Below are 14568 nucleotides of genomic sequence, written 5' to 3' on the forward strand. Positions count from 1 at the left end.
ACTGATGTTAATCTTTCTAAGGCGCGATCGCTCGGCAGAACTAGAAATTGTTACCTCATCTTTGCCTTGGAGTTTTAACGGTAATGGCAGATTATTAGGTATTGATTAGGTTTGAGAGTCAATTACTGAACTCCAGTCATCGTTTTTGACTGCTACTTCTAATTGGTGACGGCGTTTGATTTCGACCTCGCTTTGCATAGCTTGTGATGTTAATTCATCAGTTAAAGTGGCATCTGCCATTGCTTTACGTAGCTTTAATTTCTTATCCTCATAAGCATCACGTTCGCCATTGGTCATAGCAGCTTTGGCTGCTTCACCAATTGTTTGCGCCCAAGTTCCCTGTTCTCCAGTATTTCCAGTGGGAGTATAATTAATTTCTGCTATCCAATCATTTTTAAGTGCTTCCATTGCTTGACGTTTGGGAAACTTAAAAGTTTGAACCCGAACAAAAGTACATACTTGAGTCCCGTTTTGAGCAATATGTCCCCTAAGAGAACGTAAAACATCTCTAGAATAACCAACATACTGGTAAAGGCGATCGCTATCCAAAACTGCATAAACTCCAGCAACTTTAGCATTTTCTGCTTGTTCTGACCATGCGGATAAAGTAACTATGGCTGTTCCATCAGACTGCGGGGCAACGGTAGAGGCATCAGCACTATGCTCATGGTCAGAACTATATAAAAAGCCATGCAAGCCTTGATGAGCAATAGGAACGTTTTGATGTTCGATGGGAGTATTTTTTTCAGATTCCACAGCTATAGTCTTGGTAAAGATCTATTAATTATCCTACCCGTATATAGTTCGACAAAATCTTTCTGGATAAGAATTGTAATTTAATTTTTGGCCTTGCTGATTACAGATTTGCCATAAAAAAGACTAGAGAGAATTACAGCAAACATTTATTTAAAACTCGACTTGTGCCAAACGCTTCTGTAACATTCCTGGAAAAGCCTCATAATATTTTTGATTTAGGGGAGAAGGATGGGGCAAGGGTAGCAACTTCACTGAACGTTGATGAGTCATGCCCATATCGTCTGTAGCACTGAGATTTACCCTTAGAGAATTTTCAAAGCGATCGCTACTTTTATAAAAACTCTCAACTTCTCCTTTTGCACCATAGGGAACAAACCATTTAAAAGCTTCTGTTCCAAGAGGGATAATCTGATTTCCCTGCCAGTGAAAGACAAATAATCTTTCTATAAAAGGACGAAATCTTTTTTTTACCTTCATCAAATAAGCTTTGTTTCCTGGTGGCTTATACGGCACAGTATTAGTTAATAAAACTCTCTCAATAATCGTAGCGTCTAAATCTTTTCTTGAAGGGGCTTTTTGTTTATAAATTCCATAATAAAAACCTTCTCTGACCATTGTTCCTGAAGCACCAATTAAAGGTTGTTCAGCATGAACCTCATCTTTACCTAAATCACGACCAAAAAAACATAGAGGACTTTGTAAATTTCCTGCATAAAGAATTGGCTTAGTAGGCTCAAGTCCAGCAGATTTATATACAGGAATATCTATCGGAAAATCTTCTCTTTGTGCTTCTTGTTGCACCTGAGCAATTAAAGTAGCAATATCGAACATAAATTAATTTTGTTAATTATCTTATTAAGTTGCTGTAAACGGTGGGTTGAAACCAAGACTAGATATATTGCTGAAGTTTAATAGAAAAAATGCTTTTTACTTCTTTTTCTCTAGTTCCTAATATTGAATTTAGTTTACTTACAAACCGTATTTGATTATTGATCGCCCGTTATCGAACTTGACGGCAATGTCAATAAAGCTTTTCAGCTATTTTATAGTTTTTTCGTTCACCTATATTAGTTCTCAAGCTTGAGACTTTCTAACTTGGATCGCGGTAAAATGATAAAAAGTCAAAAAACTTAATAACAGTTCAACTTATACCCACAACTTAAGGAAAATAATTAAGCAATAGTCATGATTCTTCAAGATCCGCAAACAATTCGGCATTATCAAACAATCACCGACGGAATGGTAAACCTCTGGTGTAGACGCTACAGCTTTGAGGAAATTAGACTGTATTTGGATGGCTATATTGCTTGTTTGCGCAACAGCAACTTTATTGAGCAATACCAGATTCATAAATTAGAAGAGCAAGCATTAAGCTTTCTACGAGATCCCTCTAATTTTGAGCGATCTTTTCCTCAAACACAAATGGAAACTGACACAGACTACTATTAACTCGCTCGAAAGCTTTGGAAAATTTTAGATAATTTTTTATTTGAAATACGAAAGAGACGGATAGTTACAGCCGTCTCTTTAAAGTTATAGGCAGTAGATTCTAGGAAGCTAAGGCAACTTCAACCATCTGTTGCAATTCACCACTTTGATACAGTTCGATCGCAATATCTGAACCGCCAACAAACTCCCCATTAATATATATTTGAGGGATAGTAGGCCAATTGGAATATTCTTTGATTCCTTGACGTATATCTTGATCTGCCAAAATATCTACGGTTTCGTAAGGAACACCCAGAGTATTGAGAATTTGCACTACATTGTTAGAAAAACCACACTGGGGCATCAGTTTCGACCCTTTCATAAATACCATGACTTTGTTGTCATTAAGTAATCGATCAATTTTTGTTTTTACTTCAGGTGTCATAAATCTTTATTACCTATTTTGCTTAATTTACTAAATAACGCCAGCTATTATTTGTAGCGATTAATTCGATCTTACTAAACTTCAAAACATTAGATCATTTAACAATTTTAAATGATTGAGCTTAAACAGCTTGACTAGTAGATGTGGGCTTAAATTTAAATAGTCATTTATTTAGCTTGAGACTAGTAGCAAAATTTAACTCGTTACTCGTTACTTGTTACTCGCTACTTAAGCGGAGCGCTACTAGCAGCCTGCCAAGCTTCAGGAGTGTAGGTTTTAAGAGAGAGGGCATGAATTGTTTCTGATGCCAACTCAGCTTGCAGTGCAGCATAAACTATTTGATGCTGTTTGACTCTGGATTTGCCTGCAAAGTCTGGAGATACAATTATGGCTTCAAAATGTTGTCCATCGCCCGCAACTTTAACTTTGGCATTGGACAGTTTCTCTTGAATCATTGTTTGTACTTGTTCAGGGCTAATCATATTTTATTTTAGTAGAATGGGTATAGACTTTAATTTTAGACAGTATTTAGTTGTTGTAACCTAAACCTAATCTGCTCTATGTAATTAAGTTATTAGGGATTAGGAATCGTTGGATCTACACTTGGCGGTTGAGCTTCTGGGTTTGGAGCTTGAGGGGCAGCATCAGGGGGAGACTGAGGAGACTGGGGAGTAGGTGCTGGATTTTGCAGAGGAGTAGAATCTGGTTTAGAAATAGTAAGAGGCGTATCTACAAAACCAATCTCTAATAGCTGATCGTAAGCCTTCTTACCCAATCCAATTCCTGGACTTTGAGAGGTAACAACTTGAATTAGCAAAGGAATAGATAATTCAGGGTTTCCCTGCGCTCGATGAACTAAAGCCAACTGATAGGTTGCATTGTCCCTGGCAACACCAGTTTCCAAAGCTTTTTTGCGCTGAGATTCAGCAGCAGCATTGTCTATTCCAGTGGTGCTATTGAATAGCTGGAGATAGAAGTTAGATAGTTGGTTGTATACCTGACGCGCACGCTGCAATTTCTGTGATGCTAGAGCATAATTTTGAGCATCAATAGCCTTATCGGCTTCTGCCATTAGTTTTTTTCCGCCTTCGATGCTAAAAATGCTGGCTGAGGGAAGAGAATTACCTTCGGCGGCTTTATTTTCAGTCGATTGAGACTCTACGGGAGTAGTTGTTGACTGTGCCTGAATAGAAGCAATAGGAAAACCAATTAAAAATAAAGTCAAAAACAATAAGCGAGGCACAGAAGAGTTAATTATATTTAGTCTAAGCATAGGTTATGTCTTACCATTTTGTTTCGGTCTTGAGAGGTGATGGCTTTGAGGCTTCAGGTATCTTATCACCCAATAACCCGTGTGTGAAAATCAAAAACTTTATCTTGATTGGGATTAAAAAACTGGTTGATTTATCATTTGATCGCTTATGGTGGAAAGGTTTATTTCTAGGCAGCTTTAGCTTAGTCTATGTATCGCTTAATTTGGATTTTATCCTGCATAACTTTAATTACCGCCTGTCAGAAAACTTCTTCTCGACAAGCTAATTTACCTCAAGATAAATTTATTCAAGCTTATTTTAATCATCGACAAAGTAATGATGATACTTACATCGATCCTTATCGTCAAATAGAACATTCAGGTGATAATTTAGAAGCAGTAATAATTAACGAGATAGAAAAAGCAAAAACTAATATCGATTTAGCTGTGCAAGAGCTAAATTTACCATTAGTGGCTCAGGCTCTAGCTCAAAGTTATCGCTCAGGGGTAAAAATAAGAGTAATTTTAGATAATAACTATAGTCGCCCTTTGAGTAGTTTAAGCGCACAGCAAATTAAGCAGTTAAAGCAACGCGATCGCCTAAAATATAATCAGTTTTTTCAGTTAGTAGATCTAAACCAGGATGGTCGTTTAAGCGATCACGAAATTGCCCAGAGAGACGCTTTAGCGATTTTAGAACAGGCAGGTATTCCTGTCATTGACGATGCTGCTGATGGCTCAAAAGGAAGCGGTTTGATGCACCATAAATTTATGGTAGTTGATGACGAAAAAGTAGTCACAGGGTCAGCGAATTTAACCCTCAGTGGTGTTCATGGAGATATTGATAATTTAAATACCAAAGGTAATGTTAATCATTTACTTACTATTGATAATAACCAGGTTGCAAAGTTTTTTACTGAAGAATTTAACTATATGTGGGGAGATAATAATCAAGGCGGATTAAATAGCAGATTTGGTTTAAAGAAACCTTGGCGATCGCCTGTATCTATTCAAGCAGAAAATACCCAGATTACAGTTCAATTTTCTCCTACTCCTAGCAGCAAGAATTGGCAGGATAGTACTAATGGTTTAATTGCCAAGACAATCAATGAGGCTAACAAGTCTATTGATTTGGCATTGTTTGTTTTTAGTGACCAAGAAATAGCTAATACTCTACAGTCAAAACAGCACCAAGGGTTGAGCTTACGAGGTGTTTTCGACCCTGGTTTTGCCTTTCGTTACTACAGTGAAGTATTAGATATGCGAGGCATTACCCTCAGCAATGACTCTTTGAAGCGAAAAAATTCTCTCTGTCAAGCCGAAACTGGTAACAATCCTTGGCAACAACCCCTGCAAACTATGGGTATAGCCAACCTAAATGCGGGAGATAAGCTTCATCACAAGTTTGCCCTAGTGGACGATCAAACCGTGATTTCTGGCTCACAAAATTGGTCTGAGGCTGCTAATAGTAACAACGATGAAACTGTGATTGCGATCGATAACCCAACAGTTGCCCAGCATTTTCAACAAGAGTTTGAAAGTCTTTATCAAGTGGCTTTTTTCGAGCTACCGCCCAAAATAAAAACTAAGCTTCAGCAGCAACAATCTTGTCAGCGTACACTGCCTTAAAGAGGAGCGCGTTCGGCGGTCAAAAAGCTTTAAGTTCTAAGCTTGGCAATATTATCTAAATTCTATTGATAATTATTATCGATTAACAGCTATAATTTTTTAATTAAACTAATTGATTAATATTCTCAATAACCAATGATTAACAACGATCGCGAATCCTATCCCCAAAGTCGAAAAAAAGCCAATCTAGAACCCTCTTGTCATTTAGAACAGAATAAACTTAGTCAGGTTTTAGCGGTTAAGTGGTCTTCACGCTGGGATGTATTTCGTCGCCTCAAGGAATTAGAGATTAATTGCCAGTGTTCAACCAATGAGCCTTTGCTGGTTCATTTGCATAGTCCAGCTACTGCTATACAAATTTGGAGTGTAGTTAGACAATTTAATGGATCTCGTCAGGAATTGATTGGATGCTTAGATGATTGCTGGCAGATAAGGTACGATCGTAGAAGCAAATAATTTTGAGCGAGCAACGATGAAAAAAGCAGGTAATGCAGTCTCTTCTTTTAATCTCAGTGGAAAATTGAGCAAAATTAAGCTTGAGAAAAATAAAATTAAATACATTAAGCTGGCTACCGAGCAAAATAAAGTTTGGATCAAGGTCAGCAAAAAGCTGAGAAAGCAGATTTCACAACTACCCCTTGAGTCTAAGCTAGAGGTAGCAGGAAAGCTTAAACAATATTCCAAAACGGGTAAGGTCAAATACAAAGCCCAAACTATTACTTTAGTGCCTCAAAACCTGGAGCAATCTGCCAAAATCAAAACTAAGCAGGTTTCTTTGCTGCCTGTGTTTGACAGCAAAACAAAATCCAAAGCTAAAGTGTTGATCTGCCAAAAATCCAACTGCTGGAAAAAAGGTGGTCAACAAGTCTTTGAAGAATTAGAATCCGTATTGAGCGATCGCAATTTAAGCGAGCAGATTTCGATTAAAAAAACAGGCTGTTTAAACAAATGCAAAAAAGCTCCTAATTTAGTCATGCTCCCTGACAAAGCTCATTACACCAAGGTTAAACCAAAGCAGGTTGCCGATTTTGTTGATAAGCATTTAATTGCTGAATCTTGAGCGTGACAAATTTAAAGACCGCGCTGTTTGTCTCAGTTATAACCTTTTTTAACTCACTGAAACATAGAAACTGTAAGAAATCATACTTTGGTGGATTAAAATCATAACTTTTAATCCTCAAGATGGATTCAATCTGGCAGATACTCAATCAAATTAAGGAGTAAGAAGGATGAATATTTAATGCTTCACCCTTTTTGAATTACTTGTTAATGACCAATGATCGATAAAAATGCGACAGCTACTGATTGAGGTACAGCTTGGGAAAGGGAAGAAGATTATCGAATTAGCCGAACAAGAGTTTCAAGGAGCTAACTTAAGTCAAACAGCAGCAAATACCTCTAGAGGAGAGATCGATTTAGTAATAGCTTATGTTCCTAACTCTCAGGTAGAGAAATTTCTCGGAGAATTAGAAGACTTTGAAGACCTTCACGTTACTTTAATTCCTCGTGGAGTAATGCCTCTTAGACCTCCTGTGGATGAAGTTCCTGACAAAGTGATTGATGTTGAACCCAAAAGTCCTTTAGAAGTATTTTTAGCTGGTTTACAAAGTGTAGGCTCTTGGAAAGGTTTTATCGCTTATGCCATAGCTGGCGGAATTATCGTCTGGATTGGTTTATATACTAACAGCAGCTTTCTTTTGGTGGCAGCAATGTTAATTGCTCCTTTTGCTGGTCCGGCGATGAATTTTGCGATCGCCACTGCTAGGGGAGACGGTTTATTACTCAAAAAAAGTTTAGTTCGCTATGTAACTGCAATCTTGGTAACTGCTACGGTGACTTGTTTACTGAGCTTAATTTTGAGTCAAGATCTAGCTTCTAATTCAATGGTAGAAAGTAGCAAGGTTTCTTCTGTGTCGGTTTTGCTACCTTTAGTTGGTGGTGCTGCGGGAGCTTTAAATTTAGTGCAGTCAGAACGGAGTAGTTTAGTTTCGGGGACGGCGGTAGGAATGTTGGTTGCTGCTGCTTTAGCACCGCCTGCGGGAACTCTAGGAATGGCAGTTGCTTTGGGGATGTGGAGCATGACCTTTAACTGTGGATTTCTTTTGATTTTGCAGTTAATAGGGATTAATCTAGCTGCTGCGATTGTTTTTCGTATCTATGGATTGTCCTCCCAAGGAGCGCGCTACAAACGAGGAAGTAAGTGGATTTTTCCCGTCACTTTAGCTATTACATCTACGGCATTAGCTATTTTATTGAGCGTGCAGTTTTCTCTCGATCCAGATTTGCAACGCTCTAGTTTAGAACAGCGTGCCAATGCTGAGGTTCAGAAAGTTGTTAACAATAGCGATTTAGGTAAGTTAGTTAAATCCAGCGTTAGTTTTACTAGAGCCGATATTAAGGATCAAAATACCTTGTTGTGTTTGATTTATGTCCAACGTCCACAAAATATTACCTTATCCGATCGACAAATAAGCGATCGCTTAACAGAAAAAGTACAAAATAGTCTTGTACAAAAGGATTTCAAGGCGACACCTTTAGTCAGCGTTAACGTATTAAAGTCACCTAGTTATTGAGGGGAAAAGAGAAATCAATCATTAAATACGTTTTTTTGATACCTTATAGTTTGATAAGTTAAAAGGAATTTTATTATTACAATTTTTATGAGTTTACCAGAGGCAGACACCCCTTTATACAATCACAGCTTACCAACCATCGAAGACTGGCTACGAGGTCAAGGGTGTAATCAAGATCGAGAAAATCTTCATTGCTGGTATCTTGACAAATTTGCTTGGAAAGCAGAGATTTGTTTAGACGTGGAAGAACTGACCGTACGCTATTACGATGCAAAAGAGGCAAGTCAAAACCTTAGTCGTTCATTTAAATATTCTTTGAGTCGCCAAGACATTGAAGAGGCGGTTTTCTCAGGGCCATAATTTTGAGCGACAAAAATCTAATTTGTTAACGCTACTTACTGCATTTGATTAATATTCCTCGAACATCAAAGTATTAGCAGGAATGCCAAAGATTCAGGCTAATGCTTTTAATTTGTCTTGCTGTTTATTCTGTAGCTTTATCAGGGAATACTAAAAAAGGCAATTGTCTTTGATTGAAAAAGTATTTTCAAAAATAATCCTCAATCAAACATTGCCATAATTGAAGAATTTGAGTATGGCAATGAATAATCTAGGCTTTAAACTACCTAACCTACTAGAGCTTTTCGTCCGTCACACTCCAGCAGCGATCGCCATGTTAGATCGAGAAATGCGTTATTTGGTTATAAGCGATCGCTGGATTGAAGATTATCAGCTAAAAGAAAAAAATATTATTGGGCGAACTCATTATGAAATTTTCCCCGAACTCCCCGAACGCTGGAAACAAGATCATCGAGACTGTCTAGCGGGAAAGGTTGAGTTTCTCAAAAGTGAGGAAGATAGTTTTGTTCGACCTGATGGCAGAGTTGACTGGTTGCGCTGGGAACTACGCCCTTGGCATGATTTGGAAGGTAAAATCGCTGGTTTAGTGATGCTTTGTGAAGTAATTACCGAGAGAAAACTACTAGAGCAAAAATTACAAAAGAACGAAGCTCAAATGCGCGCTATGTTTGAAGCCATGACTGACTTGGTTTTAACTATCGAGTTGGTTAATGATTCAATTCAAATTTTACCAAGGGAATTTTACAATTCAAACTATGGTAATGCTCACCATCAAACAATCGAACAAACTGATGCTCAATTATTTCATGGTGCTGAAGCCGAGAATTATCGCAGCCTGATACGACAAGTTTTGCAGACTCAGCAAGCCATTAACCTTGAATACAGTCTTAAGCTCAATAATTCTTTGGACTGGTTTAGCGTCAATATTTCCCCCGTATCTGAAACTATCGTTATTTGGGTGGCTCGTAATATCAACCATCGCCAAGAAATGGAACAAAACCTTTTTGCCGAAAAAGAGCTAGCTCAAGTTACCTTAAAATCCATCGGCGATGCAGTCATTACCACTGATGCTTTAGGTAAAGTAAAATTCGTTAATTCAGTAGCAGAGCGATTAACTGGCTGGGGGACAGCAGAAGCTCAAGGAAAACCAATAGCCAAAATTTTTCAAATTATCAACCAACATACCAGAGAACCTGTAGTTAATCCTGTAGATTTGGTTCTACGAGAAAATCATATCTACGAGCTTGCTAGTGATACTGTGTTAATCGCCCGTGGTGGAAGTGAATATGCCATTGAAGACTCAGCAGCACCAATTCAAGATCGTCAAGGTAACCTTATTGGTGCGGTCATTGTCTTCCACGATGTGACTGAAGCTCGCAGTTTAGCTCACGAATTATCTTGGCAAGCTACTCACGATACTTTAACTGGGTTATATAATCGACGCAAATTTGAGCAACAATTAGATTCAGCAATTCAAGAATCTCAAGCTAATAAAATAGACCACGCTCTTTGTTATTTAGATTTAGATAGATTTAAAATTGTCAACGATACTTGCGGTCATGCTGCTGGAGACGAATTACTAAAACAGGTAACTAAGTTACTGAAGCAAAGAATTCGTAGTTCGGATATTTTTGCTCGTTTGGGAGGAGATGAATTTGGACTTTTACTTCATCAATGTCCGATACAAACAGCGCAAACAATTGCTAATCAACTCAGACAATTAATTCACGACTTTCGCTTTTCTTGGGAAGATAAGATATTTAAGATTGGAGTTAGTATTGGTTTGGTTGCTATAGATTCAACCACAACCAACTTAGCCAGTTTATTAAATAAGGCTGACGCAGCTTGCTACGCAGCTAAAGAAAGTCGTAACTGCGTCCATCTTTACTACGAAGATATTATAGTTGCCCAACAATGGGGACAAAGACAGTGGATTGCCATATTAAACCGAGCTTTAGAGGAAGATCTTTGTCTTGATGCGCGTACATACGACCCCGCGCAGCATCGCTTTTGTCTTTATGCTCAAAAAATTGTTAACCTCAAAGATAATGGCGATCGCACTCATTATGAAATACTTCTCCGTTTAATTGGCGAATCAGAAGAAATAATTGTTCCTGGTGCATTTCTTCCTGCTGCGGAGCGTTATGATTTGATGCCAGCGATCGATCGTTGGGTCGTCACTACATTTTTTGCTAGCTATGAAGCTTACTGTCAATCTAGACAAGAGCAAAATTTAAAGCATCCAACTAACGTATACACCATCAATCTTTCGGGAGCGAGTATTAATAATCAAGAGTTTGCTACTTTTCTTCAAGAACAATTTGATTGCTATGCTATTCCACCTGAGACTATTTGCTTTGAAATTACCGAAACAGTAGCGATTTCTAATTTAGGTAAGGCAGTAACTTTAATCAAGCAGTTAAAGAAATTAGGTTGCTCAATTGCTCTAGATGATTTCGGTAGCGGTATGTGTTCTCTGACCTACTTGAAAAATTTACCCGTTGATTATCTAAAAATTGATGGTAGCTTTATTAAGAATATCGCCAATGACCCTGTTGATTATGCGACCGTAGAATGTTTCAATCATATCAGTCAAATCATGAACATCAAAACTATCGCTGAATTTGTAGAAGACGATGTTATTCTGCAAAACTTAAAGCAAATAGGTATTGACTATGCTCAAGGTTATGAAATTGAGAAACCTCAGCCTCTAATCTTCAACTAAGATTATTGATGTTAGCCAAATTCGGAAATAAACTTGTAGATATTATGAATAGAATTGTTGAAGTTTTAGCCGACAAGACTGATTTGATCAAGCGATCGCAAGAAATTCTTTTATCTCGCCTACAAGCAGCTATTGAAGCAAGAAATCAATTTACTATCGCTTTAGCAGGAGGCAGCACCCCAAAACCTCTTTATGAATCTTTAGCTAGTCAGCCTTTACCTTGGTCGAAGATACATTTTTTTTGGGGAGATGAACGCTATGTGCCAGCTAGCCATAATGACAGTAATCAGTTGATGACCCGTCAAGCTTTACTAGACAGAATTGACATTCCCCAGGGCAATATTCACCCTATGGATACTACCGTCGCAGACCCTCTTGAAGCTGCCCAAAAACACGAGCAGGATCTGCAAGAGTTCTTTGGAGTTAAACAGACAGAAATGCCCAAATTTGACCTAATCTTGTTGGGCATGGGAGATGATGGACACACAGCCTCATTGTTCCCCAAAACTGAAGCCTTGTCCGTTAGCGATCGCTTGATTACCGTAGGCAATAAAGATGGTCAGCCTCGTCTTACTTTTACCGTCCCCTTGATTAATCAAGCTCGTTGCGTTGTCTTTTTAGTTGCTGGAGAAAATAAACGTTCTGCTTTAAAAGAAGTATTTGCCTCCCAAGGTGATGCTCAAAATTACCCCTCTCGTTTGATTCAACCCCAAGGAGAACTTATCTGGCTGTTGGATCGTCAAGCAGCAGCCGAACTATAAATTGCCTAGCTTTTCTATTGATCTGTAAAAAACTAGAACGCCAAAGGTAGTATATAGTGGGATAAAAAAATATCTATGTCGGTAGCAGTGTAATAGTCAGTTTAAAAAAATACCTATGATTACTTGCCCTAGTTGCAATCATCAAAATCCAGAAGGATCTTTGCAATGCGAAAATTGCTATACTCCTTTGCCCGCTACAGTTGGCTGTCCTAACTGTGGTGCATCCGTACAAACTGATGCTACTTTTTGTGGTCAATGTGGTTTTAATTTACAAGCAGAAAACCCCTTTGCCGAAGTTTCTTTAGCAGAAACATCATTCGCATCAGAAGAAATTCCCCTGCCAGAAGAAATTCCCCTGCCAGAAGAAATGCCTCTATCAGCAGCCAGCGAGGATATTTTACCCGAAACCTCTATGAGATTACCAATCCAAAGCCCTTGGGATGAGCAAGAAGAGGAAGATATGATGACCATTGGACAAACTTACCCAGTATCGCAGATTATAGAGCCAGAGACAGCAGTTAATTCTGAATCTTCTGTACCAGATACAAAATTTGCAACTGAAGCAGAATATAATGATTCAACTGCTGATGAAGAAACTTTATCCTGGGAATCAAATACTGCCGATTTAAGTTTGGATTTTGAGCAGTCCCAAGTAGCTTCAGAACCTTCTTTTGAAGAGCCACCAGCATCAGCACCACCTGGAGTTCCTTTAGAATCAATTAATCTTAATAATCAAGCTGGTTCGTCTATACCTAAACCCGCTCAAGATAGAGAAAGTTATGCAGCAAGTGCAACTCAACTACAGTTACAAACCGTCAGCCTACTTCATTTACAAAGCAATACTAAGATAAAACTGCCTTTAGACTTAGATGTGGTTCATATTGGTAAACCAAACGGTCAAATTCCTCCTGATATAGACGTAGCTGGTTTTCCTGATTCAGAAATAGTATCACGGGTTCATGCTGACATTCGGATTGAAGGAGACACTCTTTATATCGAAGACGTGGGCAGTTCTAATGGAACTTATATAAATCATTCTTCTTTGGTAAGAGGTAATCGCCATCGCCTACGACCAGGCGATCGCATTTCACTAGGAAAAGGAGATTTAGTAACCTTTATCTTTCAACGTAGCTAAAATGTCTGGTGAAAAAACAGTATTAATACCATACAAATGAACTAACGGTGCAACATCGATAGAAAGTAAAAGGTAGGGAGTTTCAACCTATATGAAGCACCTTGAAAACTAAATATTAATGATTACAGCAAAACAAGCACTGAAAGCTTGTATTTTGTCCGAATTTCTAACCTCAAAAGGCTTACCAATACGGGTATTTCGATATCTAGAAGCTGAAAAGTTAATTCGGATAGAAGCAGGCTTTAGAGACAAACAAATTAGAATTGTTATTAACGAGAATGGAAAAGCAAAATATATCTAAAACACTAGAAAACATGACGGTTGAGCAACTCAGCCAATACATGAAAGACAACAAAGACAATCATGAAGAGTGGCAAAAAGCTTATGACCTATTTGCTCAAAAATCTGATTGGCAAGATGCGCCAGAAGGCGCATCCTGGGAGGAACAAAAGCAATTTGTTGAAAATTTTGTTTCTCAAGTAACAGGCTAGTATCATAGTCAAATCCTTATTTCACAAAGAAAATTAAACTATGAATATTTAAAAATCTTGCCAGACAATTAAAATTTGCTTAAGTTTTAGCGGACTGTAAAATCTCTCTGCACAGTTAGGTCTAAGTCGTTGTTGGGATCGATAGAAATTAGCTCTGCTTTGTTTCCTCCCAACAACAGCCCAGCGAGCGCTCCAGCCCCAGCACCTCCAAGGACTTTTAATGCTCCAATATCGCCAAAGATTTCTGATAATACGGCAGCAGCACCACCACCAATAGCAGCACCTTTAAGGATATCGCCCGCATTTGCGCCTTTTTTGACAGTTTCTGTGCGGGTTATAACATTAGAAATTGCCTCAATGGGTAGGCTTGTACCGTCAGGAAAAATAACCTCATCGGCAACAAACAATGAGCCAGTTTCATCATTACTAGGTTGAATATTTCCTGAAATCTCGCTACCGTAAGGGATTAAGGTATTTTTTCGACTATCTCGCACATTAGCTGCTACCAACAAAGTTACAGGTGTAGTTTCTTTAGGAGTTACTAGAATTTTGTCTTTGTCGTATTCTATGGGAATAACAAAGCCTTCAGGGACGGTATTAGACGCACTAGCAGGAAAACGATCGCGTTGTTGGTCATTGTCTCTAGATGGGTTATATTCTCTGTCTCTAGTTGGATAATATTCCCTATTTCTAGGTGGGTTATATTCCCTGTCTCTAGGTGGGTTATATTCTCTGTCCCTAGTTGGTGTTTGTTCGGGAAAAAGCTGTGCTTGGGCTATATTGGCAAAATTAGCGACCGTAGTTAGCGAAATAGCAAGAGTAGTAAAAATAGAGGTGGTTATCTTAGAGTATTTTGCGTTAAACATGACTAGGTAAAAATATTTCTTTGAGAGATTTAGTTATGAGCAATTGACGCAGAGAGATAAACCATAGTTCCAAATAATTGATTTACAGATAGTAATAGCAGTTGGTAATCCAGTCAGAATCTAAGGTATAAGTCCAAGCAAAGTAAC

General features: G+C 38.3%; 17 protein-coding genes. 11 read left to right on the plus strand and 6 right to left on the minus strand.

Translation table 11 applies throughout. The features are described 5' to 3' along the window. Positions 1 to 105: 105 nt before the first annotated feature. Together SLP02_RS19325 and SLP02_RS19330 are read right to left on the minus strand one after the other, a co-directional pair. Positions 106 to 756 carry a GIY-YIG nuclease family protein gene (locus SLP02_RS19325; RefSeq protein ID WP_319422350.1) on the minus strand — a complete coding sequence of 217 codons (651 nt, stop codon included), beginning with the start codon at positions 754 to 756 and terminating at the stop codon, positions 106 to 108. A 150-nt stretch (positions 757 to 906) separates the two neighbouring features. Then, complete coding sequence (locus SLP02_RS19330) at positions 907 to 1587, minus strand: uracil-DNA glycosylase family protein (protein WP_319422351.1); 681 nt, start codon at positions 1585 to 1587, stop codon at positions 907 to 909. A gap of 357 nt (positions 1588 to 1944) precedes the next feature. Between SLP02_RS19330 and SLP02_RS19335 the strand changes: the two genes are divergently transcribed. Continuing rightward, positions 1945 to 2205, plus strand: coding sequence for a DUF6761 family protein (locus SLP02_RS19335; RefSeq protein WP_413467402.1), 261 nt, complete (start codon positions 1945 to 1947; stop codon positions 2203 to 2205). 100 nt (positions 2206 to 2305) lie between these two features. Here the strand turns inward: SLP02_RS19335 and grxD are convergent, their stop codons facing one another. From grxD to SLP02_RS19350, 3 genes are all read right to left on the minus strand, one after another. Beyond that, a complete protein-coding gene (gene grxD, locus SLP02_RS19340) occupies positions 2306 to 2629 on the minus strand; it encodes a Grx4 family monothiol glutaredoxin (protein WP_319422353.1) in 324 nt (107 codons plus the stop codon). Positions 2630 to 2853: 224 nt separating this feature from the next. Continuing rightward, on the minus strand, positions 2854 to 3111 hold the full coding sequence (locus SLP02_RS19345) for a BolA family protein (protein WP_319422354.1): 258 nt from the start codon (positions 3109 to 3111) through the stop codon (positions 2854 to 2856). 92 nt (positions 3112 to 3203) lie between these two features. Further along, on the minus strand, positions 3204 to 3902 hold the full coding sequence (locus tag SLP02_RS19350) for a hypothetical protein (protein ID WP_319422355.1): 699 nt from the start codon (positions 3900 to 3902) through the stop codon (positions 3204 to 3206). A gap of 189 nt (positions 3903 to 4091) precedes the next feature. On the opposite strand from SLP02_RS19350, the gene SLP02_RS19355 reads away from it, so the two are divergent. The 10 genes from SLP02_RS19355 (at position 4092) to SLP02_RS19400 (ending at position 13555) form a co-directional block, all read left to right on the plus strand. Beyond that, positions 4092 to 5510: a phospholipase D-like domain-containing protein gene (locus SLP02_RS19355; protein WP_319422356.1), complete on the plus strand. Its 1419-nt coding sequence runs from the start codon at positions 4092 to 4094 to the stop codon at positions 5508 to 5510. A 135-nt stretch (positions 5511 to 5645) separates the two neighbouring features. Continuing rightward, entirely contained in the window at positions 5646 to 5966 is a 321-nt protein-coding gene (locus SLP02_RS19360; RefSeq protein ID WP_319422357.1) for an Asr1405/Asl0597 family protein, read from the plus strand. A 16-nt stretch (positions 5967 to 5982) separates the two neighbouring features. Next, on the plus strand, positions 5983 to 6570 hold the full coding sequence (locus tag SLP02_RS19365; RefSeq protein WP_319422358.1) for a (2Fe-2S) ferredoxin domain-containing protein: 588 nt from the start codon (positions 5983 to 5985) through the stop codon (positions 6568 to 6570). Between the two features lie 229 nt (positions 6571 to 6799). Continuing rightward, complete coding sequence (locus SLP02_RS19370; protein ID WP_319422359.1) at positions 6800 to 8083, plus strand: DUF389 domain-containing protein; 1284 nt, start codon at positions 6800 to 6802, stop codon at positions 8081 to 8083. Between the two features lie 87 nt (positions 8084 to 8170). Next, positions 8171 to 8443, plus strand: coding sequence for a DUF3143 domain-containing protein (locus tag SLP02_RS19375; RefSeq protein WP_319422360.1), 273 nt, complete (start codon positions 8171 to 8173; stop codon positions 8441 to 8443). Between the two features lie 235 nt (positions 8444 to 8678). After that, positions 8679 to 11168, plus strand: a complete 2490-nt coding sequence (locus SLP02_RS19380; RefSeq protein ID WP_319422361.1) for an EAL domain-containing protein — start codon at positions 8679 to 8681, stop codon at positions 11166 to 11168. 44 nt (positions 11169 to 11212) lie between these two features. Further along, positions 11213 to 11929, plus strand: coding sequence for a 6-phosphogluconolactonase (pgl, locus tag SLP02_RS19385; protein ID WP_319422362.1), 717 nt, complete (start codon positions 11213 to 11215; stop codon positions 11927 to 11929). Between the two features lie 115 nt (positions 11930 to 12044). Next, complete coding sequence (locus SLP02_RS19390; RefSeq protein WP_319422363.1) at positions 12045 to 13064, plus strand: FHA domain-containing protein; 1020 nt, start codon at positions 12045 to 12047, stop codon at positions 13062 to 13064. A gap of 118 nt (positions 13065 to 13182) precedes the next feature. Next, on the plus strand, positions 13183 to 13365 hold the full coding sequence (locus tag SLP02_RS19395; protein WP_319422364.1) for a DUF6888 family protein: 183 nt from the start codon (positions 13183 to 13185) through the stop codon (positions 13363 to 13365). Continuing rightward, positions 13343 to 13555, plus strand: a complete 213-nt coding sequence (locus tag SLP02_RS19400) for a DUF6887 family protein (RefSeq protein ID WP_319422365.1) — start codon at positions 13343 to 13345, stop codon at positions 13553 to 13555. The genes SLP02_RS19395 and SLP02_RS19400 overlap by 23 nt, the downstream gene beginning before the upstream one ends. Positions 13556 to 13641: 86 nt before the next feature. On the opposite strand, the gene SLP02_RS19405 is transcribed toward SLP02_RS19400, so the two are convergent. After that, a complete protein-coding gene (locus SLP02_RS19405) occupies positions 13642 to 14421 on the minus strand; it encodes a hypothetical protein (RefSeq protein ID WP_319422366.1) in 780 nt (259 codons plus the stop codon). Positions 14422 to 14568: the final 147 nt, after the last annotated feature.

Origin of the sequence: Pleurocapsa sp. FMAR1, assembly GCF_963665995.1 — a bacterium.
Classification (GTDB): domain Bacteria; phylum Cyanobacteriota; class Cyanobacteriia; order Cyanobacteriales; family Xenococcaceae; genus Waterburya.